This window comes from Halorubrum californiense DSM 19288 (assembly GCF_000336875.1).
In the GTDB taxonomy this organism is placed as follows: Archaea; Halobacteriota; Halobacteria; order Halobacteriales; family Haloferacaceae; genus Halorubrum; species Halorubrum californiense.
Genome location: NZ_AOJK01000050.1, coordinates 60,532 through 87,019, shown reverse-complemented (window position 1 = coordinate 87,019; position 26,488 = coordinate 60,532). Strand labels below are relative to the sequence as shown.

24 protein-coding genes and 2 pseudogenes are annotated in these 26,488 nt (G+C 67.5%); 12 read left to right on the top strand and 14 right to left on the bottom strand.

The genetic code is table 11. The features are described 5' to 3' along the window. Positions 1-208: 208 nt before the first annotated feature. The 3 genes from C463_RS10275 to C463_RS10265 form a co-directional block, all read right to left on the bottom strand. Positions 209-766 (bottom strand): DUF7504 family protein, encoded by a 558-nt coding sequence (locus C463_RS10275; protein WP_449271964.1) that lies wholly within the window; start codon positions 764-766, stop codon positions 209-211. Positions 767-1,261: 495 nt separating this feature from the next. Next, a complete protein-coding gene (locus C463_RS10270; RefSeq protein WP_008443441.1) occupies positions 1,262-1,588 on the bottom strand; it encodes a DUF5615 family PIN-like protein in 327 nt (108 codons plus the stop codon). Between the two features lie 2 nt (positions 1,589-1,590). After that, the gene (locus C463_RS10265) at positions 1,591-1,902 is read right to left on the bottom strand and encodes a DUF433 domain-containing protein (RefSeq protein ID WP_008443439.1); all 312 of its coding nucleotides are present in this window, start codon (positions 1,900-1,902) and stop codon (positions 1,591-1,593) included. A 159-nt stretch (positions 1,903-2,061) separates the two neighbouring features. Between C463_RS10265 and C463_RS10260 the strand changes: the two genes are divergently transcribed. After that, on the top strand, positions 2,062-2,352 hold the full coding sequence (locus tag C463_RS10260; protein WP_008443435.1) for a UPF0175 family protein: 291 nt from the start codon (positions 2,062-2,064) through the stop codon (positions 2,350-2,352). After that, positions 2,349-2,867, top strand: a pseudogene (locus tag C463_RS10255) (DUF3368 domain-containing protein). Before C463_RS10260 ends, C463_RS10255 begins: the two are co-directional and overlap by 4 nt. A gap of 223 nt (positions 2,868-3,090) precedes the next feature. Here the strand turns inward: C463_RS10255 and C463_RS10250 are convergent. The 6 genes and pseudogenes from C463_RS10250 to C463_RS10230 form a co-directional block, all read right to left on the bottom strand. Then, positions 3,091-4,411, bottom strand: a pseudogene (locus C463_RS10250) (RNA-guided endonuclease InsQ/TnpB family protein). A gap of 165 nt (positions 4,412-4,576) precedes the next feature. Then, complete coding sequence (locus tag C463_RS19220) at positions 4,577-4,735, bottom strand: hypothetical protein (RefSeq protein WP_167539446.1); 159 nt, start codon at positions 4,733-4,735, stop codon at positions 4,577-4,579. Positions 4,736-4,872: 137 nt separating this feature from the next. After that, positions 4,873-5,091: a type II toxin-antitoxin system RelE family toxin gene (locus C463_RS10245; RefSeq protein WP_008443429.1), complete on the bottom strand. Its 219-nt coding sequence runs from the start codon at positions 5,089-5,091 to the stop codon at positions 4,873-4,875. A 106-nt stretch (positions 5,092-5,197) separates the two neighbouring features. Then, a complete protein-coding gene (locus tag C463_RS10240) occupies positions 5,198-6,496 on the bottom strand; it encodes an IS200/IS605 family transposon protein TnpB (protein WP_008443427.1) in 1,299 nt (432 codons plus the stop codon). Positions 6,497-6,747: 251 nt separating this feature from the next. After that, a complete protein-coding gene (locus C463_RS10235; RefSeq protein WP_008443419.1) occupies positions 6,748-7,035 on the bottom strand; it encodes a ribbon-helix-helix domain-containing protein in 288 nt (95 codons plus the stop codon). A gap of 59 nt (positions 7,036-7,094) precedes the next feature. After that, entirely contained in the window at positions 7,095-8,807 is a 1,713-nt protein-coding gene (locus C463_RS10230) for an L-lactate permease (RefSeq protein WP_008443417.1), read from the bottom strand. Positions 8,808-9,018: 211 nt separating this feature from the next. On the opposite strand from C463_RS10230, the gene C463_RS19215 reads away from it, so the two are divergent. Next, on the top strand, positions 9,019-9,168 hold the full coding sequence (locus C463_RS19215) for a DUF7550 family protein (RefSeq protein ID WP_004595158.1): 150 nt from the start codon (positions 9,019-9,021) through the stop codon (positions 9,166-9,168). 648 nt (positions 9,169-9,816) lie between these two features. Here C463_RS19215 and C463_RS10225 read toward each other — a convergent pair. From C463_RS10225 to C463_RS10215, 3 genes are all read right to left on the bottom strand, one after another. Further along, the gene (locus tag C463_RS10225) at positions 9,817-11,004 is read right to left on the bottom strand and encodes an ABC transporter ATP-binding protein (protein ID WP_008443415.1); all 1,188 of its coding nucleotides are present in this window, start codon (positions 11,002-11,004) and stop codon (positions 9,817-9,819) included. 160 nt (positions 11,005-11,164) lie between these two features. Next, the gene (gene purL, locus C463_RS10220) at positions 11,165-13,438 is read right to left on the bottom strand and encodes a phosphoribosylformylglycinamidine synthase subunit PurL (RefSeq protein WP_008443413.1); all 2,274 of its coding nucleotides are present in this window, start codon (positions 13,436-13,438) and stop codon (positions 11,165-11,167) included. 137 nt (positions 13,439-13,575) lie between these two features. Then, complete coding sequence (locus C463_RS10215) at positions 13,576-14,799, bottom strand: RNA-guided endonuclease InsQ/TnpB family protein (protein WP_008443411.1); 1,224 nt, start codon at positions 14,797-14,799, stop codon at positions 13,576-13,578. 289 nt (positions 14,800-15,088) lie between these two features. Here C463_RS10215 and C463_RS10210 point away from each other — a divergent pair, with 289 nt between their 5' ends. Continuing rightward, complete coding sequence (locus C463_RS10210; protein WP_008443406.1) at positions 15,089-16,303, top strand: RNA-guided endonuclease InsQ/TnpB family protein; 1,215 nt, start codon at positions 15,089-15,091, stop codon at positions 16,301-16,303. A gap of 170 nt (positions 16,304-16,473) precedes the next feature. Here C463_RS10210 and C463_RS10205 read toward each other — a convergent pair whose 3' ends face one another. Beyond that, positions 16,474-16,851: a hypothetical protein gene (locus C463_RS10205; protein ID WP_008443404.1), complete on the bottom strand. Its 378-nt coding sequence runs from the start codon at positions 16,849-16,851 to the stop codon at positions 16,474-16,476. Between the two features lie 104 nt (positions 16,852-16,955). Between C463_RS10205 and C463_RS10200 the strand changes: the two genes are divergently transcribed. The 8 genes from C463_RS10200 to C463_RS10165 all read left to right on the top strand — a co-directional run bounded on the left by C463_RS10200 (position 16,956) and on the right by C463_RS10165 (position 24,878). Then, complete coding sequence (locus C463_RS10200; RefSeq protein ID WP_008443402.1) at positions 16,956-18,005, top strand: MBL fold metallo-hydrolase; 1,050 nt, start codon at positions 16,956-16,958, stop codon at positions 18,003-18,005. A 116-nt stretch (positions 18,006-18,121) separates the two neighbouring features. Further along, a complete protein-coding gene (locus C463_RS10195) occupies positions 18,122-19,069 on the top strand; it encodes a DUF4129 domain-containing protein (protein ID WP_008443400.1) in 948 nt (315 codons plus the stop codon). Positions 19,070-19,121: 52 nt separating this feature from the next. After that, positions 19,122-19,673, top strand: a complete 552-nt coding sequence (locus tag C463_RS10190; RefSeq protein WP_008443398.1) for a DUF7269 family protein — start codon at positions 19,122-19,124, stop codon at positions 19,671-19,673. Then, on the top strand, positions 19,670-21,193 hold the full coding sequence (locus tag C463_RS10185) for a DUF58 domain-containing protein (protein WP_008443397.1): 1,524 nt from the start codon (positions 19,670-19,672) through the stop codon (positions 21,191-21,193). Before C463_RS10190 ends, C463_RS10185 begins: the two co-directional genes overlap by 4 nt. Next, the gene (locus C463_RS10180; RefSeq protein ID WP_008443395.1) at positions 21,133-21,816 is read left to right on the top strand and encodes a DUF7519 family protein; all 684 of its coding nucleotides are present in this window, start codon (positions 21,133-21,135) and stop codon (positions 21,814-21,816) included. The genes C463_RS10185 and C463_RS10180 overlap by 61 nt, the downstream gene beginning before the upstream one ends. Positions 21,817-21,872: 56 nt before the next feature. Beyond that, positions 21,873-22,568 carry a phosphoribosyltransferase gene (locus C463_RS10175; protein ID WP_008443394.1) on the top strand — a complete coding sequence of 232 codons (696 nt, stop codon included), beginning with the start codon at positions 21,873-21,875 and terminating at the stop codon, positions 22,566-22,568. Positions 22,569-22,580: 12 nt separating this feature from the next. Next, complete coding sequence (locus tag C463_RS10170) at positions 22,581-23,273, top strand: HD domain-containing protein (protein ID WP_008443392.1); 693 nt, start codon at positions 22,581-22,583, stop codon at positions 23,271-23,273. A gap of 180 nt (positions 23,274-23,453) precedes the next feature. Next, entirely contained in the window at positions 23,454-24,878 is a 1,425-nt protein-coding gene (locus tag C463_RS10165) for an FAD-dependent oxidoreductase (protein ID WP_008443390.1), read from the top strand. Between the two features lie 61 nt (positions 24,879-24,939). Here the strand turns inward: C463_RS10165 and C463_RS10160 are convergent, their stop codons facing one another. Continuing rightward, on the bottom strand, positions 24,940-26,382 hold the full coding sequence (locus C463_RS10160) for an HD domain-containing protein (RefSeq protein ID WP_008443388.1): 1,443 nt from the start codon (positions 26,380-26,382) through the stop codon (positions 24,940-24,942). Positions 26,383-26,488 lie beyond the last annotated feature (106 nt).

Here is a 26,488-nt window from a genome sequence, read left to right as displayed (position 1 = left end):
GCGCTGGGCTCGTGGTCACCCACAGCGACGACGTTGCCACGGCAGTCGATCCGAGTGAGACGCTCGACACGAGCGAGTGAGGTCACGGCTGCGGGCAGGCAATGCCTGAACAGCAGGTGAGCAGGAGGCTCGCCTTGACCTCCACCTCGGGAGGAGCTATGTCCGGTCTACCGTTGTTCCGATCTCCGAGTCACCCGGCACTTCGCCCTCAAAACGTCTCCCATTCCGTGCGCTCCGGTTTGCGGATCCGAAACTCTTGGTCTTCGTCGTCGGTGCGCCGCGTCTCGATCACGCCCTCGAACAGCGGAACGAACTGCTCAACGGTCGATGCGTCGTGAACGCTAGGGTCGATCGTCGCGATCACCGGCCAGCCGGTACCGATCGATTTCTGGACGAGAATATGTGCGAACTGGAACACGTCGGAAGGCGACGTGTATACCAGCAGCGGCGAGAGGTTCGTGAGGCCGACAGAGAGTTGATCCGTTTCGTGCTGGTCGAGAACAGCAGCGAACTTCGTACCGATCGACGTGAGATTCCCCGGGTCCTGTGCGTACTTCGTCGTCTCCGTGTCCTCCTCTGATCGGCCGAGAGAGTTCGTGATACAGTCGATGACGATCGGAGTAGACGCATCGTCGCCAGTCAGCCGGTGGTACCGCGACCGAAGACACTCTGTGGGCTCGCGCGTTGCCACCACAGCCGGCCGCCCTGGCGACTCCCGTAACAGCCGGTAGAGTAACCGCCGCCGTCCTGACAACGTCGGACCCATTATCAACGTCGACCCGCTGTCACGCACGGGGAGATTCATCAACAGGTAGAAGTTAATAATGAGATAATTAAGTTTTTCCAATCATTTATCGGCGAGACCCCTCCGTCGATCTCGTTCAGCGCGCAGGGCGATTCCTGCGTGCTCTCGATTTGACCGTTCACAACCCGTTCTGCTGTGGTCCCCGTCCCTCCGGCGGGTTCGCATGACGTGCTTGCCTACTGAGAGACACTCGGCAAAGGTCGGACCTATTCCGATCGCCGAACCGTTCGATCGACGATTCCAGCGAAACCCATGAATACATCGTACACGGAGCAAACGCCGTATCCACACCATCTTCCCCCGCGTCCGTGGTTCGCTCGCCGGTGAAACGCGAGAAGCTATCGTCCGATCGGGGACGCGAGACAAACGACGCAATGACCGAACGCGGGTGGTGCGTTGCTCCGGACCGACACACGTGACTCGCCCGGAAGTCGGAATCGATCGAGTTAACGGCGATCAAAGCGACGAGAGCCAGATGGGATCCGTCTCCGCCGGATCGAACGGCAGCGCCTTGATACGTGCGACCGCTGCACGGACGGCCCCGCCGGTCATATCCTGCGGTGCGACGAAGACCGGGACGACGGCGTCGCGATCAGCGAAGTCTTTCACATCAGTCGTGACGATAGCCATCCCTTCGGATTCGGCGTACGCCACAATCGCGTTGTCAGTCGCTTCGGGATCGAGTCCGGATATCTCCCGGGAGTACACGACGTCGTGCCCGTCGCCTCGGAGCGCGGAGACGTACTCCTCGGGCACGTTCGCGTCTGCGAGGATCCGCGACACGGCTACGCTGCGTCCTCTGTCGACCCCGAGTTCTCGCCGTGGAGTTCCTCGACGAGGGCGCGCGTCCGTCGCTCGCCATCGCGACGCGTCCGCTCGGCCTCCCGCTCGTCGTCCTCGAACGCGTCGCGGTGTTCGTAGTAGTGCGCGAGCGCGCCGAAGAGGTCGGCCATCGAGATCTCATACTCGCCGGCGACGACGTGTGGATCCTCATCGGCGTCGATCACGCGCCGCTTGACGTCGCGCACGGTGATCCGCGTCCCTTCCACACGCGGCTCGCCGGAGCGAATCGCCTCGTCCCGGACGATCGAGGTCATACGATGAAATACGACCGATATCCGTTTAGTCCTTCGGGCGGCTCGGAAGACTGCGTCGGTCTCCGCCAGCTGGTGTGCGGTGACACGATGGTGGTCAGCGTGATCGCTAGATCTACGCCCGCCGAAACCTATGAATACATCATATACATAGCAAACAGCATGCCAACCATCTCCACTCGGGTCCCCGAGGACCTCGAAGCGGAACTCGAGGCGTACCTCGAATCGGAACGCCTCGACCGGAGCACGGCGGTCCGGAAGCTCCTCAGCGAGGGGCTCGAAGCGTGGCGCACCGAGCGCGCGCTCGAACGGTTCGCCGACGGTGAGGTGTCGCTCACGAAGGCCGCGGACCTCGCCGAGGTCTCCGTCTGGGAGTTCGCCGACCTCGTCGCAGACGCCGACAACGTGTGGGTCTCGACCGATCACCTCGAAGCCGACCTCGACGAGCTGTGAGCTGGGTTTTCGACGCGACGCCGCTGATCTACCTCGCGAAGGCGGACCGGCTCGACGTGATCGAGACGCTGGACTAGCCGCGAGTCGTTCCGGAGGCCGTCTACCGCGAGGTCGTGACGACCGGCGTCGAGCGCGGGTACGACGACGCGCGTCGGATCGAGCGCGCCGTGGAGGACGGTCTCGTCGACACTTTCGCGGTCGACACCGACGATTCGCCGGTCGCGACGCGACTCGCGCGGCATCCGGGGTTGAGCGACGCCGACGTCGCGGTCCTCGCCTGTGCGGACGCCCGCAGCGCGGTCGCCGTGATGGACGAGTCCGCCGGACGCTCCGCGGCCGCGGTCGAGGACGTCGAGACGCGCGGGACCGCGTACGTTGCCCTCTCAGCTGTGAAGGACGGCGCGCTGACGACTGCGGAGGGCCGTGACGCCATCGACACGATGATCGACCACGGCTGGTACGTGGCGCCGAACGTGTACACGAAGATCGTCGGGAAATTGGAGTCGTTCGAGTAACGACTATGAGGGCTCGTGAGAGAGACACCGATATGGCATCATCGCTCCCGCTATCGGATGACGAAAAAGAACAGATGCAGCGTGGTCGGGTCAGTTCCGGGGTCGCGACCGACGAAGCGGATATCGACGAGATACTCTACGGGTAAACTACCCTACCCTACTTCGCTCACCCCATACGGGGTTCACTCGTTGAGGGGAGGGCTTTGATGTGGACTCCCGGCAATCAGTCGCCAGCAAGAGGCTGGTGACTCTCACCGTTCAACGTCCCACCATTCACACGCACGTCTACTTGTGCGTCTCCGCTCCCCGACTTGGGCGAGGAACGGAGTTTGTGTTGTCGCTTCCGGGCGTACCGCACGCCAATATTCTTTGCGGCGTTGTAATCCGCGTTCACTTCATACCCACACTTCTGGCACTCGAAGTGTTCGCCGTGGCGGTTGCCGTCGTGCGTGAACCCACAGTCTGTCTGAGAACAGCGTTGGGATGTGTGGTCCGGCTCAACCTGCTCCACGGAGACTCCCTGTTCAGGGGCTTTGTAGGAGACGTACTCAAACAGGCGTCGGAACGCCCAGACGTGGTGCCACTTCGCGTGTGGAAGCCGCTCTCGAATGTCGCTTAAGTCCTCGAACGCGATTACGTCGCAGTCGTGTTCGACGGCTTCCGAGACGAGTTCGTTGGCGATCGTGTGGATGTACTGTTTGCGCCAGGCTTCTTCACGCTTCCCGAGGCGAAGCAGGGCCTTGTGTGCGGCCTGCGTGCCNGATGTACTGTTTGCGCCAGGCTTCTTCACGCTTCCCGAGGCGAAGCAGGGCCTTGTGTGCGGCCTGCGTGCCGCGCCGTTGCATCTCGCCACGCCGCTTCTCGAACTCACGACACCAGTGGTCGTAGTCGTCCCCCTGCCAAAACGTGCCGGTTGAGGACACAGCGAGGCTGTTGACGCCGAGGTCGATACCGAGGACCGTTTGCTCGGAGTGCCCGGTATCTTCCGAAACCCCATCGTCACTGTCTGTCCGCCGCATCGAAATGTTGAGGTAGAACTCGTTAGTGGCCGCGTCGTACCGAAGCGTACTCTCGCGGAACTCGTAGTTCTCGGAGAGTACGTACCGCTCGTAGGGCGTCGGACTGTCTGCCGGGAGAACAAACGACGGTTCGACTCGGCCCTCAACAGTTGCCAGCGACACCTTGTTCCGGTAGAAGGTCGCGCTTCGCGTGTCGTAGTCCATCGTTTCAGCGGTGAACGTCGGTTGAGAGACGCGCTGTCCCTTTTTCCACCGTTCGACACATGCTTTGATGGCTTCGACAGCGCGTTTGATGGCGGCTTGGACAAGTTGGGCCTGTAGGTCCGTCTCCTCCCGAAGTTCGGAATAGAGCGCGTCACGAACCTCTCGCTTGTTGGTCTCACACTCAGTGTAGGAGGTGTCTGACCAACAGTAGTCGGCGGTTCGGTTCGCGCAGTACAGATATTGCTCGGCGGTTCGGTGGAGTGCGTCGCGTTGCTCGTCGGAAACGGCGAGTTTCACGACGGCGGTTCGACGCACGCCCATAGTTTCAGAGAGTACCCGACGGTACTTATATGATCGGGAGTCGGTCGGTCGGGGTGTGGTGGTTGTGTCGTCCCATGTCGGTTTCCTCCCCGACCTACTCGCTCACTCCGTTCGCTCCTTGAGGTCGGGGGCTCCACCTCGAAAATGCTGAGTTCTGGTGTCGATTTACTCCCCGTCCTCACCCTCCTCATTGCTCTCACCTTCCGCCCGCAACGTCTCGTCCGCGAACTCCCGAATCCGCTTTCTGTCCTCGGCGCTCACGTCGACCGCCTGCGCGCTCTCGATCTGTCCGTTCACGACGGCGTTCTGCTGTGGTCCCCACACCTCCGGCGGCTGTGCTTTGATGTACTCGGCTCACTGGATCAGCCGCTCGTAGAGGGGCGGTCCGTCCAGACTGTCATCGGCATCGGACGAGTTCTCCTCAGGTGTTTGTGAGTCGGTCATTACGTTCGAATCGGCGCTCAGTCGTCGCCCGGGCGATACGCGCCCGATCGATGCTCGATGTCGTAGATCACCACGACCTCTCGGTCGCGTTCAGCATCGGCGCCGAGGCGAAAGTCACCGATACGGATCTTCCCGTGCGGAACGCCGGAGAGGGGTTCGATATACTCTGGTGGGTCCCGCCACTCGTCGGTCACGATGTCGTCAAGCTTCGAGACGATCCGCTGCTGTATCGGCATATCGAGCCCCTCGAACGCTCGCGCGGCAGGAGGTCGAAACTCCCACGTCCAGTCTTGACATCCTCCCACGGCTGAAGCCGTGGAATTCCTCCGGTGGGGATGTTGGCTATGCCGTCCCCACAGAGGCAAGTTTCCCGTCGCCGGTACTCTGGTTTGTGCGCTCCTCGTTGGGACTGGCCCTCTCGGGAGAGTGTGATAGCTCCGACCAGGTGTGGTCGTCCCACGTGAGGCGCACGGGCCGTGCCATCGACCTAACGGGTTCGCTAGCCTGCTCGTCAAGGAACGTGCGAGACGCACACAGGTCGGCGTGGGCTTCATGACCGCACGGACACCGGAACACGTCGCCGTCCCGGTCGGTGTCATCCTGCTCGCCACACACCGGGCACGTTCGCGTTGTGTCGGCTTCTGGCCGTACCTCGACCGTGATACCGTATTCTTTGGCGGTGTACGACAGCCGCTCGATGAACGCCCGGAACGCCCAGAATTGGTGCGTCTTTGCGTTCCCCTCGGCACACCAATGCGTCGAAAGAACGTCCGTGAGGTCGCCCACGTATACCGTGGTGACCCCTTCGGCATAGAGCCGTTCCATCAGGTGTCGAACCAGCGCGTCTTGTGCGTGGTCGCGCCGTCGCGTCCGTGTGCGATACAGCCGCCGTATCCGCTGACTGTTGTATTGTCCCTCGCGGAGTTTAGACTGTAACCGGGCGATCTCCTCGGTTGTCTCACGGAAGCGGGCGAACAGGTCACGCCCCTCGTAGAGATACTGCTGGCCGGTCGTGGTCGTACAGGCGACGAGATTGTTTGCGCCCACGTCCAGCGCGGCTTCGTGCGAAGCCAGTGGTGAATCCTGCCGAGAATCAGGCACGGTGACAGGCTGAAAAGCTCTGAACGTGTCGTCTGTCTCGTCGTACTGTATCTCCAAGCGACCTTGTTCGCCGTCCCACTTCGGGTTGCCAGCAACTTCGAGGCGCAGGCGGTCGTGATAGCCAAGTCCGTACTCGTCTTTCAGAGCGTGGCCGACGGGGATCTCGACTCGTGATCGCTCGCCGGCTTCCAGCGTGTATTGGTCGTTGCGGATGAACGTGCGGAGTTCTCTGCCGTCGTCCTCGTTGCCCCAGTAGCCCGGCGGAGCGGTATTCTCGCCGTTTTCGCGGGCGGCGAAGAACGACTGCCACGCGGATGTGTTCTTCCGAATGATCTGCTGTGCGGTGGCAGAGCTGAGCACATCGACGTACTGCTTCCGGTAGTCGGCGGTGTCCCACACGCTGTCGCCGTCGAAGAACTGCTGGCGGCGCTCGTAGTTCAACTCGTTCCACAGGCTCGCAGAGGCGTCCAACAGGTCCCGCAGTAGCCGCTTGTCGTCGTTGGAGAGCGGGCGTACCGCGAACGTGTTGGTTCGCCTCACGACACCAATTAATATAGTCTTGCGGTCCTAAAGTCTTGTCACTGATGCGTCCAAACGTGGATATTCCGTGGTCGCTCCACGGACAGGTGAAAGAGTGGGCCGAGGAAACCGACCGGACCCTCACCGAAGCATACATCGAGTTAGTCAATACAGGACTCGATAAGGTGGAATATCCAGAAGAGTCGTAGCGGGTGGTTTCCTACGGAATGTTGTCGCTCAGACCCACCCCTGAAGGGGTGGGCTTCCGCTCGCTACGTGTCATCGATCAGCTCGACGACCTCGTCGCGAGAGACGGCCTCGCTCTCACCCTTTCGCATCGCGTACTCCTCGGCGGCGATGCTCGCCAGCATATCACGTGACGCGCCCGGATGCTCCGTCGCGTCCCGGATCGCGTGCCGGAGGAACTCGCTCCGAGACGTGTAGCCCTCTTCCTTCCAGGCCGCATCGATCTCCGCCAGTTGGCGCTCGGTGACGCGGACGTTGATCGTCGTCGTCTCGGGGTCGTCGACATCGGAGTCGTTCGTACCCGTTTCAGACATACGTGTGTGTTGCGTCAGCGGTTATATAAAATATCGGCCCCGAACCGACCCGTCCCGGGTCAGAACAGCCCGGGGACGAGAACGTAGCTCAGGAGCATCCCGAACAGCCCGGCGAACAGCGCGAACAGGGCCATCGGGACGACCGCCTTGCGGAGCAGGTCGCCCTCGCGGCCGGTGATGCCGACGACGCCGCAGATGGCGGCGACGTTCAACACGGAGACCATGTTGCCGAGGCCGCCGCCGACGTTCTGGAGGCTGACGACGATCGTCCGGGAGAGCTCGACCGTCTCGGCGGCGTTGTACTGGAGCACGCTGAAGAGGATGTTCGAGGAGGTGTTGCTCCCGGTCATGAAGGAGCCGATGGCGCCGATCCACGGCGAGATCATCGGGAGCAGGCCGCCCGCGCCGATCGCGAGCGCCCGACTGAGCGCCTCCATCATGCCGAGGAGGCCCGCGGTGTTCGTCTGCGACTGGATCATCACCTGCGTCATCGACACCGCGATGATCAGCGTGAGCGCGGCGGGCGCGACCTGCTCGACCGAGCGCCGCCACGCCGCCCCCATCTCGTCGAGGTCCATCTTGTGGATGAGCCCCGTGAGGACGGCGATGGGGATGAACGGCATCGTGCCCGGGAGGTAGAGGTACTGGAGCGTGTAGCCGAGCTCCGTGCCGAGGATCGAGTCGATGCCGACGGTGAAGCTCTGGATCCACGCCAGCACCCCGGTCCCGGCGACGGTGAGGTCGGGCCACCGGGTGACCAGCAGGGCGAGCGCGACGAGCAGGTACGGCGTCCACGCGAGCAGCACCGACATCTCCTTGTTCGGCTGGTCGCGGGAGATCTCGTCGAGGTCGAGCCCCCCGAGCCAGGTGTCGCTCCACTGGGAGTCGCTCGGGAAGTCCCACTCGCGGTCGGGGACGAGGATATCGTTGTTCGCGAGCAGGAGCCCGACGCCGAGGACGACGAACCCGGCCGCGATGTCGGGGAGCGCGGGCCCGACGAACCACGCTATCACCAGCTGCGTTCCGCCGGTGACGACGCCGAGCAGGAGCGCGAACGGGGCGATCGGGAGCGTGTCGCGGACGGCGCCGCCGAGGCTCCGGCCGCCGTCGGCGTCGCCGAACCAGTACGTCAGGAAGAACACGCCGAGCAGACCCCAGAACACGTACGTCACCCCCGTGACGACGCCCGACCACGCGGAGACCATCGAGAGGAACTCGCCGACGCTCACCGAGCCCGACAGCGCCGGTTCGATGACGGCCCCGGTGCCGCCGATGACCGGCGTTCCGGCCGCGCCGAACGGCGGGTTCGGGGCGTTGAAGAAGAGGCCGAACACCGCGGCGGCCAGCGGCGGGAAGCCGAGGCCGATGAAGAGCGGCGCGGCGAGCGCGCCCGGCGTCCCGAACCCGGCCGCGCCCTCGATGATGGTCATGAAGCCGAGCCCGATGAGCAACACCTGGATGCGCCTGTCCTCCTCGATCTGTCCGAAGTACCAGCGGATGGTGGCGATGGCGCCGCTCCCCTCCAAGTAGTTCATCAGGAGGATGGCGCCGAAGACGATGAGGATGATGTCGACCGCCTGGAACGCGCCGTAGACGGCCGACGCGATCAGCCAGTCGAGCTCCATACGCCAGTACGTGAGTCCGATCCCGCCCGCGAGCAGCCACCCGACTCCCATCGCGCGGGCGGCGGACCACCTGAGTCCGGCGAGCAGGACGAACGCGACGGCGATCGGAACCACGCCGACGAACGCCAGGGTGAGGACACTTGTCATAGGTATCTTCTTTGGGCGTACGTTTCCGTCCCGCAACTGGCTATATGTAATTTTCTTTTTGACTGAGATTATCCACGGCGATCGGGACGCCGGAACGCGGTGTGCCGCGTGGTCAGTGACAAGTCAATTCGGCGCTTCAACGCCGCGGCGAGGAGGGTCACCTCCGCCGGGTACAGGTGGGCTTATGTGTCCCCCGACCGGATCCGCGATTATGGACGACCACTCGCACGAGCCCGACCCGGACAAGCGCGTGACCGCACCGATGCAGGAGTTCGGCAGTCGCGAGGTCGGTATCGGCGCGGCCGTCACGCTCGTCGGCCTGCTGATCGCGTACGCGGTTCCGTTCCTCGCTACCTTCTGAGCCGCCGCTCGGCGACTTTTGAATCGGACGGCACCATTGAGACACCCAGCAGCTTGTAGATTTCCTCATCAGTACAGCGGTAGCGGCGAGCGATAGCGGGAGTGGGTATCTCAGATCGCCGGCCGCGATGTCGTATTTAAATAACCGTGAGCGGCGGCGACGAGGGGTTATAAAAGGGGTGCGGTGGCGCGCCTGCGAGCGGCCGGAGCGAAGCGGAGGCCGCGAGCCAGCCCGCGAGGGACGCGGTGAGCGCTCGCAGAGCGCGAACCGCGAGGCTGGGGGAGGCGTGAGGTGCGGTCGCTGTGCGGTGCGGGGTGGGACTCAAAGGGGCAGTCGCGAGGGCGAAGCACGCCGCAGTAAGCACCGCAAGGAGCGAGTGAAACGAGCGACTGAGGAGCGCAGCAAGGCGCGCGAGCCGTCGCGACTGGGGCTTTGGAGGTCGCCATCCCAGTAGCGCTGATCACTTATAAACAGCCGACAACAACACCACAACTCTCCTTATAAATGGCCTCACTCACGATATACTACACCTACTCCCGCACTCGATCAAGAAGCACCGTTCAGCGAACAGCTGGTTCAGACGGTAATATGTCTGAAAAATATATGACAACCGGGCCAATCGTGCCCGACGTCCCAACCGCGACGCGCTTACCGGGGGTACCAGGCCAGCGGGTGGTCCGCGGTGAGCTCCAGGGAGACGGGCTCGTCGAGGTCGAACTCCTCGACGTGGTTGTGGAGGCAGTGGACGGCCTCGCCCGAGTCGAGTTCGACCCGGTAGACGAAGGAGGGGCCGACGTACTGCCGCGAGGTGACGACGCCGTCGGCGAGCTCCGGGCTCGCGGGCGTGGCGCGGAGGTCGTCGGGCCGGACGAGCACGTCGACGGGCGCGCCGTCGTAGACGGTGTCGTACCCCTCCAGCGTCACCGCGTCGAAGCGGCCGATACCGGTGTCGACCTTCCCGTCGCGGAGCTCGCCTTCGAGGAACGACGCCCGGCCGAGGAAGGAGGCGACGAACTTCGACTCGGGGCGCTCGAAGACGGACTCGGGGCGGCCGACCTGCTCGATTTCCCCGTCGTTCATCACGGCGACGCGGTCGGAGATGGAGAGCGCCTCCTCCTGGTCGTGGGTGACGGAGACGGCGGTGACGCCCGCCTCCTTCAGGATGCGGCGGACCTCCTCGCGCATCTCCACGCGGAGGCGCACGTCGAGGTTCGAGAACGGCTCGTCGAGGAGGAGCACCTCGGGCTCGGGCGCGAGCGAGCGGGCGAGCGCGACGCGCTGCTTCTGCCCGCCGGAGAGCTGGTCGGGCGTCTTCTCGCCGTGGTCGGTCATCTCGACGAGTTCGAGCAGCTCGTCGACGCGGGCCTCGCTTTCCTCCGCGTCGGCGTCGCCGAGCCCGAACGCGATGTTCTCGCGGACGGTGAGGTGGGGGAACAGCGCGAAGTTCTGGAAGACGATCCCCACGTCGCGCCGCTCCGGCGGGACGAACGACCCGTCGCCGGCGACCACCTCGTCGCCGAGCGCGATCTCTCCCTTCGTCGGCTCTTCGAGGCCCGCGATGGTGCGGAGCGTCGTCGTCTTGCCGCACCCGGAGGGGCCGAGGAACGTCAGCAGCTCGCCGGAACGGACGTCGAGCGAGACGTCGTCGACGGCGGTCTCCGGGCCGAACGCCTTCGTGACGTCCGACAGCGACAGGACGGGGTCCGCGCCGGCGCTCGACCCGTCGTCGGAAGCGGCGCTCGCCCGGTGTTCGACCGCCGAGTCCTCCGATCCCTCGGCCGTCGCGTCGTCCGACTCGACCGAGCGCGTCGTGCCGACTGGTTCCGTGGATGCCATCGATGGGGGGCGGGCGCCGGGCGGACCGGCATCCCGCGGTTGCCACCTCATACTTTAGGAGTACCTAAAAGCGTATCGCTCGCTTTCGCGGCGTCGAAATCGGGTGATCGCGAGGAGTCGGCGTGCGCGGCTTGCCGTTTTCCAACCGCGTCGCGCCGGTTCAGGCCAATTCGCGTTCGATCACGTCGCGGTGGTCGCGGACCGCGTCGGCCGAGAGCGCGACCGACTCGTCGCCGACGGTGAGCGAGAGGGTGCCGTCGGTCGTCACGTCGCCGAGTCGGAAGACCGGGAGGTCGCCCGCCGCGGCCGCGACGGCCTCGGGGTCGGTCGTCTGGACGAGGAGGCGGCCGGGCGTCTCGTCGAAGGCCGCGACGCGGTCGGGGAGCGTCGCGTCGGCGCCGGCGTCGTCGGTCACCAGCTCCGCGAGCGCGACCGCGAGCCCGCCCTCGCTCACGTCGTGGGCCGCGAGCGTCGACTCGTGGCGCGCGGCCGTCGCGAGCGACGCGACGAGGTCGCCGAGCCCGTCGGCGGCGCCGGACTCGTCGGGCAGCGTCGGGAACCGGTCGCTGCCGCCCGCGTGCGCGAGGTACTCGGAGCCGCCGAGCGCGTCGCCGCCGGCGCCGACGAGCAGGAGCTCGGAGTCGGCCGCGCGGTCGGCGTCGAGCGCGGCGGGCGGGGCGTCGTATCCGCGCGTCGTGCCCAGCACCGCGAGCGTCGGCGTCGGGGGGATCGGCCCCTCGACGCTGTCGTTGTACAGCGAGACGTTGCCGCCGACGACCGGCGCGTCGAGCGCCGAGCAGGCGTCCGCGAGGCCGTCGACGATCCCTTTAAACGCGCCGTACACGTCCGGCTTCTCCGGGTTGCCGCCGTTGAGGCAGTCGACCGCGGCGAGCGGGACCGCCCCGGTCGCGGCGAGGTTTGTCGCGTTCTCCAGCGCGACAGCGCGGGCGCCCTCGTACGGCGCGGCCGCGGTCCACTTCGGGTTCGCGCCCGAGGCGAGCGCGAGGCCGACGCCGTCGGCGGGGTCGTCGCCCGCGTCGGTCTCGTCGTCGGCCGGCTCCGTCTCGCGGATCGCGAGCACCGCGGCGTCGTCGCCGGGCTTCACGGCGGTGCGCGTGCCGACCTCGTGGTCGTACTGGCGGTACACCCAGCGCTTGCTCGCGGTGGAAGGGGCCGCGAGGACGGCCGCGACCGCCTCGTCGAGCGGGGGGTCGTCGGCGGGGAGGTCCCTGTCGGGTTCGCTCGGCGGCTCGCTCGCGAGGTCGTTCATCGGCGCGCCGTCGGCGAGGAACTCGGCGGGCGCGTCGACGACGGTCTCGCGGTCGCGGTCGGGCGCGCCGTCGCCGTCCGCGTCGCCGGCGAACTCGCAGACGTAGTTCCCGTCGGTCACCTCGCCGATCACCGAGCAGCCGAGGTCGAACCGGTCGGCGAGGTCGGCGACGCGGTCGACGTCGTCGGGGGCGACCTCGTAGCACATCCGCTCTTGGCTCTCGGCGAGCAGGATCTCGGTGGCGTTCATGTTCGGCTCGCGCTGGTGGACGGCGTCGAGTTCGATCCGCGCGCCGAGTCCGCCCTTCGCGACGAGTTCGGAGGAGGCGCCGCCGAGGCCGGCCGCGCCGAGGTCGCGGGCGGACAGGATCAGGTCCTCGTCGACGAGGGCCTCGTTACACTCGATCAGGCGCTTCTCGGCGTAGGGGTCGCCGACTTGGACCGCGGGGCGGTCCTCGGTCTCCGCGTCCTCGGCGAGGTCCTCGCTCGCGAAGGAGGCGCCGCCGAGTCCGTCGCGACCGGTGCCGTTGCCGACGAGCACGAGCTTGTTCCCCGGCTCCTGTGCGGTGGCGGTGACGAGCCGGTCCTCGTTCGTGACACCGACGCAGGCGACGTTGACGAGCGGGTTCCCCTCGTAGCCGCCGTGGAAGGCGACGCTGCCGCCCACCGTGGGGACGCCGATGCAGTTGCCGTAGTGGGAGATGCCCTCGACGACGCCCTCGAAGAGGTACCGGGAGCGCTCGCGGTCGAAGCCGCCGAAGTACAGCGAGTCGAGGAGGCCGATCGGGTACGCGCCCATGCTCATCGTGTCGCGGACGATGCCGCCGACGCCCGTCGCCGCGCCGTCGAACGGGTCGACGAAGGAGGGGTGGTTGTGGCTCTCGACGCCGAAGGTGACGTATGTGTCCCCGTAGTCGTCGGCGTCGCGCTCGGCCGCGGGCCGATCCGCCGCGTCCGGTTCGGGCAGCGCGAGGACCGCGGCGTCGTCGCCGGGGCCGACCACGACTTGGTCGCCCTCGCTGTCGAACGCCGACAGGAGGGGCCGCGAGGAGCGGTACGCGCAGTGCTCGCTCCAGAGGTTCTCGAACAGCGCGGCCTCGGCCGCCGTCGGCTCCCGACCGAGCTCCGCGGTCACGAGCTCGCGGTCCGCATCGGACAGACTCATTTTTACAATCGAGAAACCCTACCGTTGATGGCAGGGAGGAAGGCGATATAAGTCGAATCCACTCCACTCTTGATTGCTGGCATATTTCCTCTCATGAGCAGAATTCTCATAAAGCTACTCAAGTGAACTACCCCACCCTACCGCTCGCCTGACGGCTCGCGCTTGAGGGTGGGGCTTCCTGTTTCCACGACGCGCTTTGCAGATACCGAGGTATCCACAGGGAGCGCAGTCTCCACAGGCGTTGATTCGGAGCGTCCCGCTCCTAACCGCTTTGTGATACCGCGAGAAAGAATGTTCCACGCCGCGTTCGCGTCTCTATCCGCCTCGAAACCACACGCCGGACAGGAGTGTTCACGGACCCACAGCGGCTTCTCCGTCGAAACGTCGCAGGACGCACACTCTTTCGTCGTCCCACGAGGATTCACCGCGACAAAATACGTTCCTTCCCGTTCGCACTTGTATTCAAGCATCCGCAGGAACGTTCCCCACGCCGCGCCCGCTCGGTTCCGCGAGTTGCCCGGCAGTTCGATCAAGCCCTTTACCTCCAAGTCCTCCACGGCCACGAAGTCGTATTCGCGGGCGTAGTAGTTCGAGAGTTTGTGGAGGAAGTCCCGCCGCTTGTTCTTCAACTCGGCGTGACGCTCGGCCACGACACGGCGCTGTTTCTCCCAATTTGCGGAACCATGTTCCTTCCGCGAGAGGTCGTGTTGGGCGCGTTCCAACCGCTCACGTTCATCGGACAGATCGAACGATTCGACAGCTGTTCCGTCGGTGTCGTGGGCGTACTTGAGAATCCCTACGTCGATGCCAACGCACTTCTCGGGAGTCTCTGGTTTCGCGGGCGGGTCGCCCGGGGTTTCGACGCCGAGGATGGCGTACCACTTCCCGGTCGGTTCCTGTTTGACTGTGACCGTCTTGATTTCGGCGTCGTCGGGGAGGGAGCGGTGGAAGGTGAGCGGGATTTCTCCGAGCTTCGAGAGCCACAGCCGAGTCCGACCGCTCGTGTTCTTGAGCTTGAAGCCGGATTGACTGTAGGTGAAACTGCGGTACTCGCTCGGTGCCTTCCACTTGAGCGTCCCGACGTGGTAGCCATTCTCTTTACGACCACGAAGCGTTGAGAGGTTGTCGTACAGCCGTTGTACGACTTTCTGAAGGACTTTCGAGTGAACGTCTTTCAGGTCGTTCCACCACTTCTTGAGGCTCGGCAGGAGTTTCTGCTCGCTGTATGCCGAGGTGTCGTCGGTGCGGTTGAGCCGGTGGAGGAAGTGGTTGTAGACCTGTCTACAGGTATCGACAGTCCACGCTAACTGTTGTTCGAGAGCGTCGGACGGTCGGAGTCGATACCTGTAGTTGTAGTTCACGAACGTTCTTCGATGAGTTCGTCAAGTTGTCCGCGAACGAACGACGAGAGGTTGAGGTGGTTCTCCTCAATCCACTCGGCTTGGTCTTCGCGGATGGTGATGTTTTTCCGTCTCACTATATGCGTATTATGCGCACTTGTGCGTATAGTTGTTGCGATTGCGTGGGCCTGTGGGCCGAGCGTCGAACGTGTTTGCTACTCGTCCGGCGCTGTATCCCCTCCCTACTCGCTCCCTTCGGTCGCTCGTTGAGGAAGGGGCCTTAGCGCCTCAGTTCAGGTAAATATGAGACATGGCGGAGGTTCGTCGCACGGTCGTCGTCAAACTCGACGTGGACGACAGCGACGCAACTCTTCTCCACGAAACCGTCGAGGAGTATCTGTGGGCGTGTAATTACGTCGTCCGCGACGCATGGCAGGACGACTACAAACCGACGTCCAAGAACGAACTCCACGACCGGACGTACTCCGACGTGCGCGAACAGACACGGCTTCAGGCGAATCTCGTTCAATCCGCACGCAACCGCGCTGCCGAAGCCATCAAGGGCGTTATCACCCGCTGGCAGAACGGCAAGAAGGCGTCGCAACCGAACTTCACGACGCCGTCCGTCCGCTACGACAACCGGAGTGCGACGTTCCACGACGACCATGTCTCTCTCTCCACGGTCAACGGACGCATCGAAGCCGAATACGTCCTCCCACCGGAAGGCGACAACCCGCAGACGACGTACCTCCGCAACGACGAGTACGAAGTGACGAGTGCGACGCTCCAGTACCGCGAGGTGACGGACACGTTTTTCCTCCACATCGGAACGAAGGCCGACGTGGAGTCAGAGATACCGGGCGACGGCGACGCCGAGCACAGCACAGTCCTCGGAGTCGACCTCGGTATCGAACAGATCGCCGTCACGTCAACCGGGATGTTTTGGAGCGGTGACTATCTTAAACACCGTCGGCGAGAGTACGAACGCGTGCGTGGCGACCTCCAACAGACGGGCACGGAGTCGGCGCATCGAACCATCAAACGGATGAGCGGTCGAGAGACACGGTGGGTCGAGGACTATCTCCACCGTATCTCGAAAGCTATCGTTCAAGAGGCTGTCGCGCACGAGTGCGACCGGATCGCGTTCGAAGAGTTGACGGGCATCCGCGACCGGATGCCGGGCGCGAGGAAGTTCCATGCGTGGGCGTTCCGGCGCCTGTACGACTACGTAGCGTACAAGGCCGAAGCGGAAGGCATCGAAGCAACACAGGTGAATCCAGCGTACACGTCTACGCAGTGTTCGAAGTGCGGGACGACGCTGGCCGAAAACCGCCAGTCACAAGCGAAGTTCCGTTGCCAGAAGTGCGGCTACGTGGTCAATGCGGACTACAACGCGGCGAAGAATATCGGATTTCGACTACTCCGTGCGGGGCAAAAGTCTCCGCACGGAGGGGCGACACGTCACCTCGCCCTGAAGTCGGGGACGCTGAACGTGAATGGCGGCTACTCGTCTGCCACCCAGTAGGGTCGGCCAGAACGGAAGTCCACCGACAAGCTCCGTCTTTCAGGGCGGAGAAGGTGACTCACTTACGTGGTTACCTCGTCGGCGTTAACTCGCAGCCGGGACTTAGTACCTCTTGCCCGCTAGGTGGGCTGTATTTACAGATGTTATGGGGCGCACATTCAGGCTACCGACTACAGGAACGCGGTCACCGCAGCGAAGACGGCCACCGTCCCGGCCGCGCCGATCGCCATCGCCTTCGCGTTGAGCTTGACCGCCTTCTTGCGGTCCGCGGCGAGCGCCTCTTCGTTCTCGATCTCGTTCGCACCTTCGCCCACGTCGAAGACGCCCATGCCGGCGAAGCCGACACAGAAGCGCTCGCGGTACTGCAGCGCGCCCATCGCGGCGCCGTACAGCGGGACCACGGAGAGGACGAGCGCCCACCGCGGCCACGCGAGCGCGACGACCGCCGCGACGTAGGCGACGGCGGCCAGCAGCGACCCGACGCCGAGGAGGAGCCGCCGTCGCTGTTGGGTCGGTCCGATGTTACACACGCCCGGTTGGTACTCCATATCGGCGGTGAGGGGCGCGCGAGTAAAAGCCCTCCTGACCGGGTGACCTCGGCCGGGCTCGCCGCGGTGGCAACCCTGAAATGCGCGCCGCGAGACATGGTCGTGTGAAACGGATCCAGCTCGGCAACACCGTCTTCGAGGGCGAGAACGACGCGTACCTGCTCGACGGCGAGACGACGGCGCTCGTCGACACGGGCGTCGCGCTCCCGGAGGTACGCGAGGAGTTGGTCAACGGCCTCGCCGAGTACGGCCACACGTTCGCCGACATCGACGCCGTCGTCCTCACCCACTGGCACCCGGACCACGCGGGGCTCGCCGGCGAGATTCAGGCCGCGGGGGGCGCCGACGTGTACGTCCACGAGGCCGACGCCGGCCTCGTCGACGGGACGGAGACGCCGCTGTTCGCCGACCGCGACCTCCAGCGCGAGACGTTCGAGCGGTGGGGGATGCCCGCCGCCGACCGAGAGCGACTGATCGACTTCTTCGACGCGGTCAGCTCGGACCTCTCGGGGGAGCCCGCCGACGTGACGACGTTCGCGGACGGCGACGCGATCGAGGCCGGCGGCGTCGAACTCGAAGCCCTTCATCTCCCCGGCCACACCGCCGGGCTCTCCGGGTTCGCGTTCGACCCGCGGACGGTGCCGGACCACGAACCGGTCGCCGGCACCGAGGCGACCGAGGAGGTCTTCACGGGCGACGCGCTGCTCCCGAAGTACACCCCGAACGTCGGCGGCGCGGACGTGCGCGTCGAGGGCGCGCTCGCGGCCTACGCCGAGAGCCTCGCGCGGATCGTCGCTCGCGACTTCGACGCCGCCCACCCCGGACACCGCTGGCGGATCGACGAGCCGAGCCGCCGGGCGGCGACGATCCTCGACCACCACCGCCACCGGACACGCCGCGTGATCGAGGTCCTCGACGAGTCGGGGCCCGCGACCGCGTGGGAGGTGTCGGCCGCGCTGTTCGGCTCGCTGGAGGAGATCCACGTCCTCCACGGCCCCGGCGAGGCGTTCTCGCACCTCGACCACCTCGCGGACGCCGGGGTCGTCGAGCCCGACGGGACCGCGTACCGCCTCGTCGATCCCGACCCCGACGTCGACGCGCTGTTCCCGACCACCTCGCTCGACGACGTCGTCGACGGGAGCGAGGACGGATAGGCGAGAGCGAGGGCGGATAGGCGAGAGCGAGGGCGGGTAGTCGGCGTCGTCCGGCGGTCCCTCGTTCGAGTCGCCGTCGCCGAAAGCTATTCCCGGCGGCCGTCGTATTCGCTGACGTGAAGCGGGACGCCCTCGTCGCGGTCGTCGTCGCCCTCCTCGCCCTCGTCGCGCTCGGCGTCGCAGCGGCGACGCTGGACACCGCCGTCGACACGGGTAGCGGCGGGTTCGGGGGGAGCGGCGGCGACGCGCCGAGCGTCGGATCAGACGCCGGAGACCCCGGCGTCCTCACGTCGTCGGGCGAGGGAGGCGAGTTCTCCGCGTCGGGGCTCTGTTTCCCGGCCCTCAGGGAACCCCCCGCGGTGATCGCGCTGCTCGTCGGGGTGACGCTGCTCGCCGGGATCACCTACCGGGACACGGCCTCGCCGCTCGCGAGCGTCGCCGTCGCCGGTGTCATGGGCGCGCCGATCGGGGTTCTCTTCTGGGTGCTGTCGACGTGTCGCTCGGTCGCCGAGAACGTCTCCATCGGGCTCGGCCTCGGCGGTAACGGGACGGGGCTGTTGCCGGCGGGCGCGGCCGGCGGCGGCGGGTTCGGGAGCGGCGAGGGCGCGGCGTCGGCGCCGCAGATCCTGTTCGCGGTCGTCGTCGTGGTCGCGGTGATAGCGAGCGTCGCCGCGCTCCTCCTCGCCGGCGGCGACGACGAGGCGGACGGGGACGCGGGCGGCCGGACCGACGAGCCGGCCGACGAGCCGCCGGACCTCGCCGCAGTCGGGCGGACGGCCGGCGAGGCCGCCGACCGGATCGAGTCGTCGGACGCGGACAACGAGGTGTACCGGGCGTGGCGGGACATGACCGACGTCCTCGACGTCGACCGCCCGGCGTCGTCGACGCCGGCGGAGTTCGCGACCGCCGCGGTCGACGCGGGCGTCGACGAGGAGCCGGTGACCGCGCTCACCGAGGTGTTCGAGCGCGTGCGGTACGGCGGTGAGGACGCGACCGACGACCGCGAGCGCCGCGCCGTCGAGGCGCTGCGCCGGATCGAGGAGCGACACGGAGGGGACTCGTGACCCGCGACGGTGTCGCGGCCGCGGGCGCCGGCTCCGCCGGAGGTGACCCGTAGTGCGACCGCTCGCGGTCGCGGGGGTGCTGGCGGTGGCCGTCGGCCTCCTCGCGGCGCTCGACCGAGGCATCGCGGCCGCCATCTCCCCCACCTCGGCGGTCGTCACGCTGCTCGGCGTCCTCGGCTTGGTCCAAGGGGTCCGGTACGCGAACGCGCGCCGCGATCGGCGGCGACTGCCGACGGACCCCGGCGAGCCGGAGCGGCGCGCCCCCGCCGCGGTGCCCGGCTCGGACCTCGACGAGCGGATCGCGCGGGTCGCCAGCGCGGCGCCGGGTAGCTACCGAGACCGCAGGGACCTCCGCGACCGGGTCCGGGAGGTCGCGGTCGACGCCGTCACCCGCGACCGCAACTGCTCGGCGGCGGCCGCGGCGGCGGCCGTCGACGACGGGACGTGGACGGACGACCCCGCCGCGGCCGCGTTCTTCGACAGCCGGTCCACGTACCCGCTCCGGATCCGGCTGTCGGCCGGGATCAGGGGGCGCTCGAACTACTGGTACGGGCTCCGGGCCGCGGTCGACGAGATCGGACGGATCCAAGGGGGTGCGGCGTGAGCGATCCGAGCGGCGCCGCGGTCGCGTCCGAATCGAGCGAGTCGGAGCAGGGCGGCGCGGAGGCGGGGAGCGCGGCCCGGAAGAAGGCGGACGAATCGAACGCGGACGAGGCGAACGCGGACGAATCGAACGCGAACGACGGCGTCGCGACCGGACAAGTGAGCGAGACGACCGTAGAGGGGAACGAGACGCCCGGTGAGGGAGGTGACTCGACCGCGACGGCGTCGACCGACGCGCCGACCGACCGGGAGCGCCGGCGCGAGGTCGCGACCGACCGCTGGCTGGGGATCGCCGGCGCGGCGCTGGCGCTGGTCGGCCTCGGCGTGCTCGTCCGGCAGTCGTCGCTGCTGCTCGCGGGCGCGGTGGGCGTCGGCTACGCCGTGTACGCGCGGGCGGGCGACGCGCCGACGCCGACGCTCTCGGTGACCCGCTCCGTGAGCGACGAGGCGCCGGCGCCGGGCGACGAGGTGCGCGTGACCGTCCGCGCTGTGAACGTCGGGGAGACGGCGCTCCCGGATCTCCGGCTCTCCGACGGCGTCCCGCCCGGGCTGGCGGTCGTCGACGGCCCCGCGCGGGTCGCGACGGCGCTGCGGCCCGGGACGGCGGTGACGTTCGAGTACACCGTGCGCGCCGCCCGGGGCGACCACGAGTGGGAGCCGCTGACCGCGATCACGCGCGACGCGGCCGGGGCGCGCGAGCGCTCGACCGCCCTCGACGCGCCGACGTCGATCGCCTGTACGCCCGAACTGACCGCCGGCGGTGACCTCCCGCTGCGCGGGCTGACGACCGTCAACCACGGGCGGGTGCCGACGGACGTGGGCGGGGCCGGCGTCGAGTTCCACGCGACCCGGGAGTACCGCCGCGGCGACCCGCTGAAGCGGATCGACTGGAACCGGCGGGCGCGGACGGGCGAGCTGTCGACCGTCGAGCTGCGCGAGGAGCGCGCCGCCACCGTCGTGCTGCTCGTCGACGCCCGCGAGTCGGCGTACGTCGCGGCCGACCCAGACGCCGAGACGGCGGTGGAGGCGAGCGTCGCGGCCGCCGGCCAAGCGTTCTCCGCGCTCCTCGACGGCGGCGACCGGGTCGGGATCGCGGCGCTGTCGCCGCTCGACTGCTGGCTCCCGCCCGGCAGCGGGACCGTCCACGCCGCCCGCGGGCGCGAGACGCTGGCCACCGACCCGGCGCTGGCGCCGACCCCGAGCGACGGGCGGTTCTACCGGTCGCTGTGGCTCCGGCGGTTCCGGCGCCGGCTCCCGGTCGACGCGCAGGTGCTGTTCTTCACCCCCCTCGTCGACGACACCGCGGCGACGCTCGCTCGACGGATCGACGCGCACGGCCACCTCGTGACGGTGCTCTCGCCGGACCCGACGACGACCGAAACCGCCGGCCAGCGGCTGACGACCTTCGAGCGACGTCAGCGCCTGCGGTCGCTCCGGTCGGCGGGGATCCGCGCGGTCGAGTGGGGCGACGACTCCTTCCCGGTCGCGGTCGCGGCCGCGACGAGGCGGTGGTCGCGATGAGCGGTGCGATCGGCGACGGGGACGCCGCGGGGAGCGAACACGCCGGCGACGGGAGGACCGAGGCGAAAACGGACGACGCCGACGGCGCGACCGGGGCACGAGCGCACGACGACGACGCAGTCGCCGAGTTCCACGAGACGGACGCGCGGCCGCCGACGGTCGCGGTCGTCGTGAGCCTCGCGGCCGCGGGCGTCGCGGCGACCGCCGGGCTGGTCGCGAGTCCGACGGGCGGCGCGCTGCTCGGCGTCGCCGCGCTCGGGTTCCTCGGCGGGTCGCTCCGGAGTTCGACGCGGGCCCTGACGTGGGGCGCGGCCGTCGGCGTGGTCGGCCTCGCGCTCGCGGGGTACCGCGGCGCGCCCGCCGAGGCGCTCCTCGTCGCGGCCGTCGGGCTCGTGGTCGCGTGGGACGTCGCGGACCACGGCGTCGGCCTCGGCGAGCAGGTGGGTCGGGGCGCCCGCGTCCGACGCAACGTCGCGGTCCACGCGGGGGCGAGCCTGCTCGTCGGCGCGCTCGCGGCCGGCCTCGTCTACGGCGTCTCGCTCGCGGTCGGCGGCGGGCAGCCGGTGGCCGCGCTCGCGCTGCTGTTGGCGGGCGGCATCGCGCTCATCTCGGCGCTGCGGTGACGGCAGGAGTGGCGGAGCTAAACCCTTATCAGCGCGCGGGTGGCAGGTACGCTCGTATGAGCGACCTCCCGGACGACTTCGACTGCACGCTCACCAACTGGGAGTACATCTACGGGCTCTGCCGCAACGTCTCCGATGCGGTGAAGCGGGCCGACTTCGAGCCGGACGTGGTCGTCGCCCTCGCCCGCGGCGGCTGGTTCGCGGGGCGCTGCGTCTGCGACTTCCTCGGACTCAACGACCTCACCAGTCTCAAGATGGAACACTACGTGGGGGCCGCCGAGAAGAGCGACGAGCCCCGGATCCGCTACCCCATGCCCGAGGGGAGCGTGGAGGGGAAGAACGTCCTCATCATCGACGACATCGCCGACACCGGCGGCTCGATCCGCCGCGCCGAGGAGTACGTCGACGACCGGGACGCGGCCGAGATCCGCACCGCGACGCTCCAGCTGCTCGGCACCTCAGAGTTCCAGCCCGACTTCGTGGGCGAACGGCTCGAACAGTGGACGTGGGTCGTCTACCCGTGGAACTTCCTCGAAGACATGGTCGACCTCACGGAGGGCGCGATGGAGCGCGCCGACGAGTCGGCGTTCTCGCGGGAGGACCTGCGCCACTACCTGGAGGAGTTCCACGGCATCGGTCGGATCGAGATGGAGGTCGCCCAGCCCGACCGCCTCGACGAGGTCATCGACGAGATGGTCCGCCGGGACGTCGCCGAGCCGGTGGGCGACGAGACCTGGGCGCTCGCGGAGTAGCGGGCCGGGGCGATGGCTCCGGGAGACGACGACGGCAACGCTGACCCCGCGGACGCCGACGCGGCGCTCGACGCCGTCCTCGCCGCCTACGACCTGAAAGACGAGCGGCGCACCGGCTGGCAGCTTCGCGGGGTCGAGGACCCTGAGTCCGTCGCCGCCCACTCGTGGGGCGTCGCGTATCTCGTCTTGACGCTCGGGGACCGGTTGGCCGCCGACCTGCCGGGCGTCGACCTCGACCGCGCCCTGCGGCTCGCCGTCGTCCACGACGTGGCCGAGGCGGAGACCGGCGACGTGGCGACCCGGGCGGCCGACGTGGCGGATCACGGCGAGGACACACCCCGCGCCGATTCGACCGCAGAGGCGGCCGACTGCGAGGCGAAGGTCGCCGCCGAGCGCGAGGCCATGCGCGACCTCGCCGGCCCGCTTCCGGAGCGGGTGCGGGACGCGTGGGAGGCGTACGAGGCTCGCGACTCGCCGGCGGCGGTCCTCGCCAAGGAGTGCGACCTGCTCGACACCTGTCTTCAGGCCGTGACCTACGAGCGGGACGACCGGTACGACCCGGAACGCGGCGACCCCGACGCGTTCCGCGAGTACGACGACCTCGACGAGTTCTTCGCGACGACCGAGCCGCGGCTCCGGACCGAGACCGGCCGGAAACTGTTCGCGGCGATCCGCGAGCGGTACCGGGCCGCGCGGGACGAGTAGGCCGGACCGAGCCCAGCGAGGCGAGTCGGTGAGACCGACCCGAGACCCGGCTCCGACCGAGTTTCGACGATCGTTGTATTGTAAATCGACGTTCGTAGGCTCTCTACCGGGAGATTTCGGCCGAGGATGGTAAAAGGGTTAACGGGGGAGGTACTCGCACGAGGTGAGCTTTCACCACGCATGTCTGACACCGATCTCGTAATCATCGGCGGAGGGATTAGCGGGGCGTCGCTGCTGTACACGGTCGCGAAGTTCATCGACGTCGACGACGTCACGCTGATCGAGAAGGAACGAGAGATCGCCGCGATCAACTCCGCCCGGACGAACAATTCCCAGACGCTCCACTTCGGGGACATCGAGACGAACTACACCCTCGAAAAGGCCGAGGAGGTCAAGGAGGGCGCCGAGCTGCTCGCGGGCTACCTCGAAGGGTCGGACCCCGACCGCGAGATGCACAGCAAGCGGAGCAAGATGGTCCTCGGCGTCGGCGACGAGGAGGTCGCCAAGCTGGAGGAGCGCTACCGCGAGAACGGGTTCGGCGACCTGTTCCCGAAGCTCCGCGAGATCGGCCGCGAGGAGATCGCCGAGCTGGAGCCGAAGGTCGTCGAGGGGCGCGACCCCGACACCGAGCTGAAGGCGCTCCAGACGCCCGACGGCTACGTCGTCGACTACGGCGCGGTCGCGAGGTCGTTCGTGGACGCCGCCCGTGAGGAGGAGGGCGTCTCCGTCCACCTCGGGACGGCGGTTACGGGCGTCGACGACCGGGGCGACGGGTTCCGCGTCGAGACCGACGACGGCGCGTTCGACGCCGACGCGGTCGTCGTCGCGGCCGGGTCCCACAGCCTCCAGTTCGCCAAGGAGATGGGGTACGGCGAGGGGATGTCGCTGCTGCCGGTCGCGGGGAGCTTCTTCCTCGCGGACGACCTGCTGAACGGGAAGGTGTACACGCTCCAGATGAAGAAGCTCCCGTTCGCGGCGGTCCACGGCGACGCCGACGTCCACGACGGGAGCGTTACCCGCTTCGGGCCGACCGCGAAGCTCGTGCCCGCGCTCGAACGCGGCCACCTCTCGACGGTGAGCGACTTCGTCGACGTGTTCGGGTTCAACCCGGAATCCGTGCTGAGCTACGTCAACATCCTCTCGGACCGGATCCTCTTCCCGTACGTCGTGCGCAACCTCGTGTACGACCTCCCCGCGGTCGGGAAGCGCGCGTTCCTCCCGAACGTCCAGAAGGTCGTGCCGAGCGTCGACGTCGACGACATCGACCGCGCGAAGGGGTACGGCGGCGTGCGCCCACAGATCGTCGACACCGAGAACAAAGCGCTCGACATGGGCGAAGCGAAGATCGTCGAGGACGGCATCCTGTTCAACATCACGCCCTCGCCGGGCGCCTCGACCGCGCTGAAGAACGCGATGCGAGACGTCGAGACCGTCCTCGGCTTCTTCGACGAGGACGACTACGAGTTCGACGAGGCCGCCTTCCGCGACGCGACCATCGAGAACTTCCCGCGGCTCGACGGCGAGACGGAAGCGGACGGCGACGAGGGTGAAGCGGCCGAACCCGCCGCGGACGACGAGGAAGTCGCGGCCGAGGCCGACGACTGATCCGGTCGACGACCGAGCCGAACGACGGTCGACTCGGCCATCGGCCGCCTCGAACGACGGCCTATGTGCGCGTCTTTTCCGCGACCTCCCGCTCGAAGGCCTCCTTGAGCACGCGGATCGCCCGTCGCTTCGTCCCGTCGGGGACGAACACGAAGGGGATCGGCACGTCGAACGCGCGGTCGCCGTACAACCCCCAGTCGGCGACCGACCGCGTCGTGCCGCCGTACGCGATGGGGATGTCCTCCAGCTCGTCGGGATCGTACGCCGGGACGTACGAGCGGTCGATCCACACCTCGTGGACCGGCACGTCGAGCGCGTCCGCGAGGAGTCGCTCCAAGCGGTCGTCGCCGGCGGTGAGCCACGTCGTGAACTCGTCGAGGCGGTCGCCGTGTCCGCCCTCCCCGCCGTCCCCGTCGAGGTCGTCGGCGAGGTCGCCGCCGACCCGGTCAGCGAGCGCGATCCGGTGTTTCCAGCAGGTGGCGGGGAAGCGCCGCCCCCGGAAGCGGTCGTACATCGACGCGAGCGTCGAGTCGGGGTTCTCGCGGGCGGCGGTCCGGAGCCGTTCGAGCACCGCGTTGTCGTCGAGTTCGCGGTCGATGATCCCGTCGACCGTGACGGGGCTCTCGCCGGTCTCGGCGGCGTACTCCCGCAGCAGCGCCTGAAGCAGCCGGTTCGCGTACACCGACTTGTGGTGCTGGGTGACCCACATGTACAACGCGATCCGCCCTTCGAGGTAGTTGCCGATGGTCGAGAGCGCCTTCTCCGAGAGCGCCAGCCCCGCCTCCGGGTGGGCGGTGTACGCGTCGACCATGCGCTCGACGTCGAAGCTCAACACGCCCGCGCCGGTCATCTCGTTGTCGCGGGTGATGTAATCGAGCCGGTCCACGTCGATGGGCGAGTGGAGCAGCTGCGCGCCGACCCCGTACTGCCACGGCTCGCCGCGCTCGTACGCGAGGCTGTAGCCGAGCACGTACGCGCACACCTCGAAGGGGTCCACGTCGAACGCGCGGAGGGCGTCCCCGTACTCCTCGACGATGATCACGCAGCCGAGCAGCTCGTGCGGGTTCGCCGAGCGGAGCGGGGCGCCGCCGACGCCGGCGTCGTCGAAGGCGTCGACAAGCCCGGTCTCCGCGACGCGCTCCCGCAGGACCCCCTCGTCGAGGAACCCCTCGGAGAGGTGCGAGAAGGGCGGGTGGCCCACGTCGTGGAGCAGGCAGGCGCACTCCAGCGTGCGCTGGATCTCTTCGAGTTCGTCGGCGGCGGCGTCCCGCGTGAAGTACGACTGCCGACGGAGGTTCTCGAAGACGGTCCGTCCGAGGTGGTAGACCCCGAGCGAGTGCTCGAACCGGGTGTGGTTCGCGCCCGGGTACACGAGGTGCGTCGCCGAGAGCTGGCGGACGTACCGGAGCCGCTGGAACGGCCGCGTGTCGACGACGCCCTCGACGAGCGCGTCCGGCAACTCGATGTAGCCGTGGACGGCGTCTTTGATCTGCGTGGTGGCCATCGATTGTGGGCACCACACCCTCCCGCGTCCTGCCTCTTTCGGTCGGCACCCGACCGCGGTTCGCTCCATCGGCACCCAAGGAGGGGCCCGAGCCACACCGCATAAA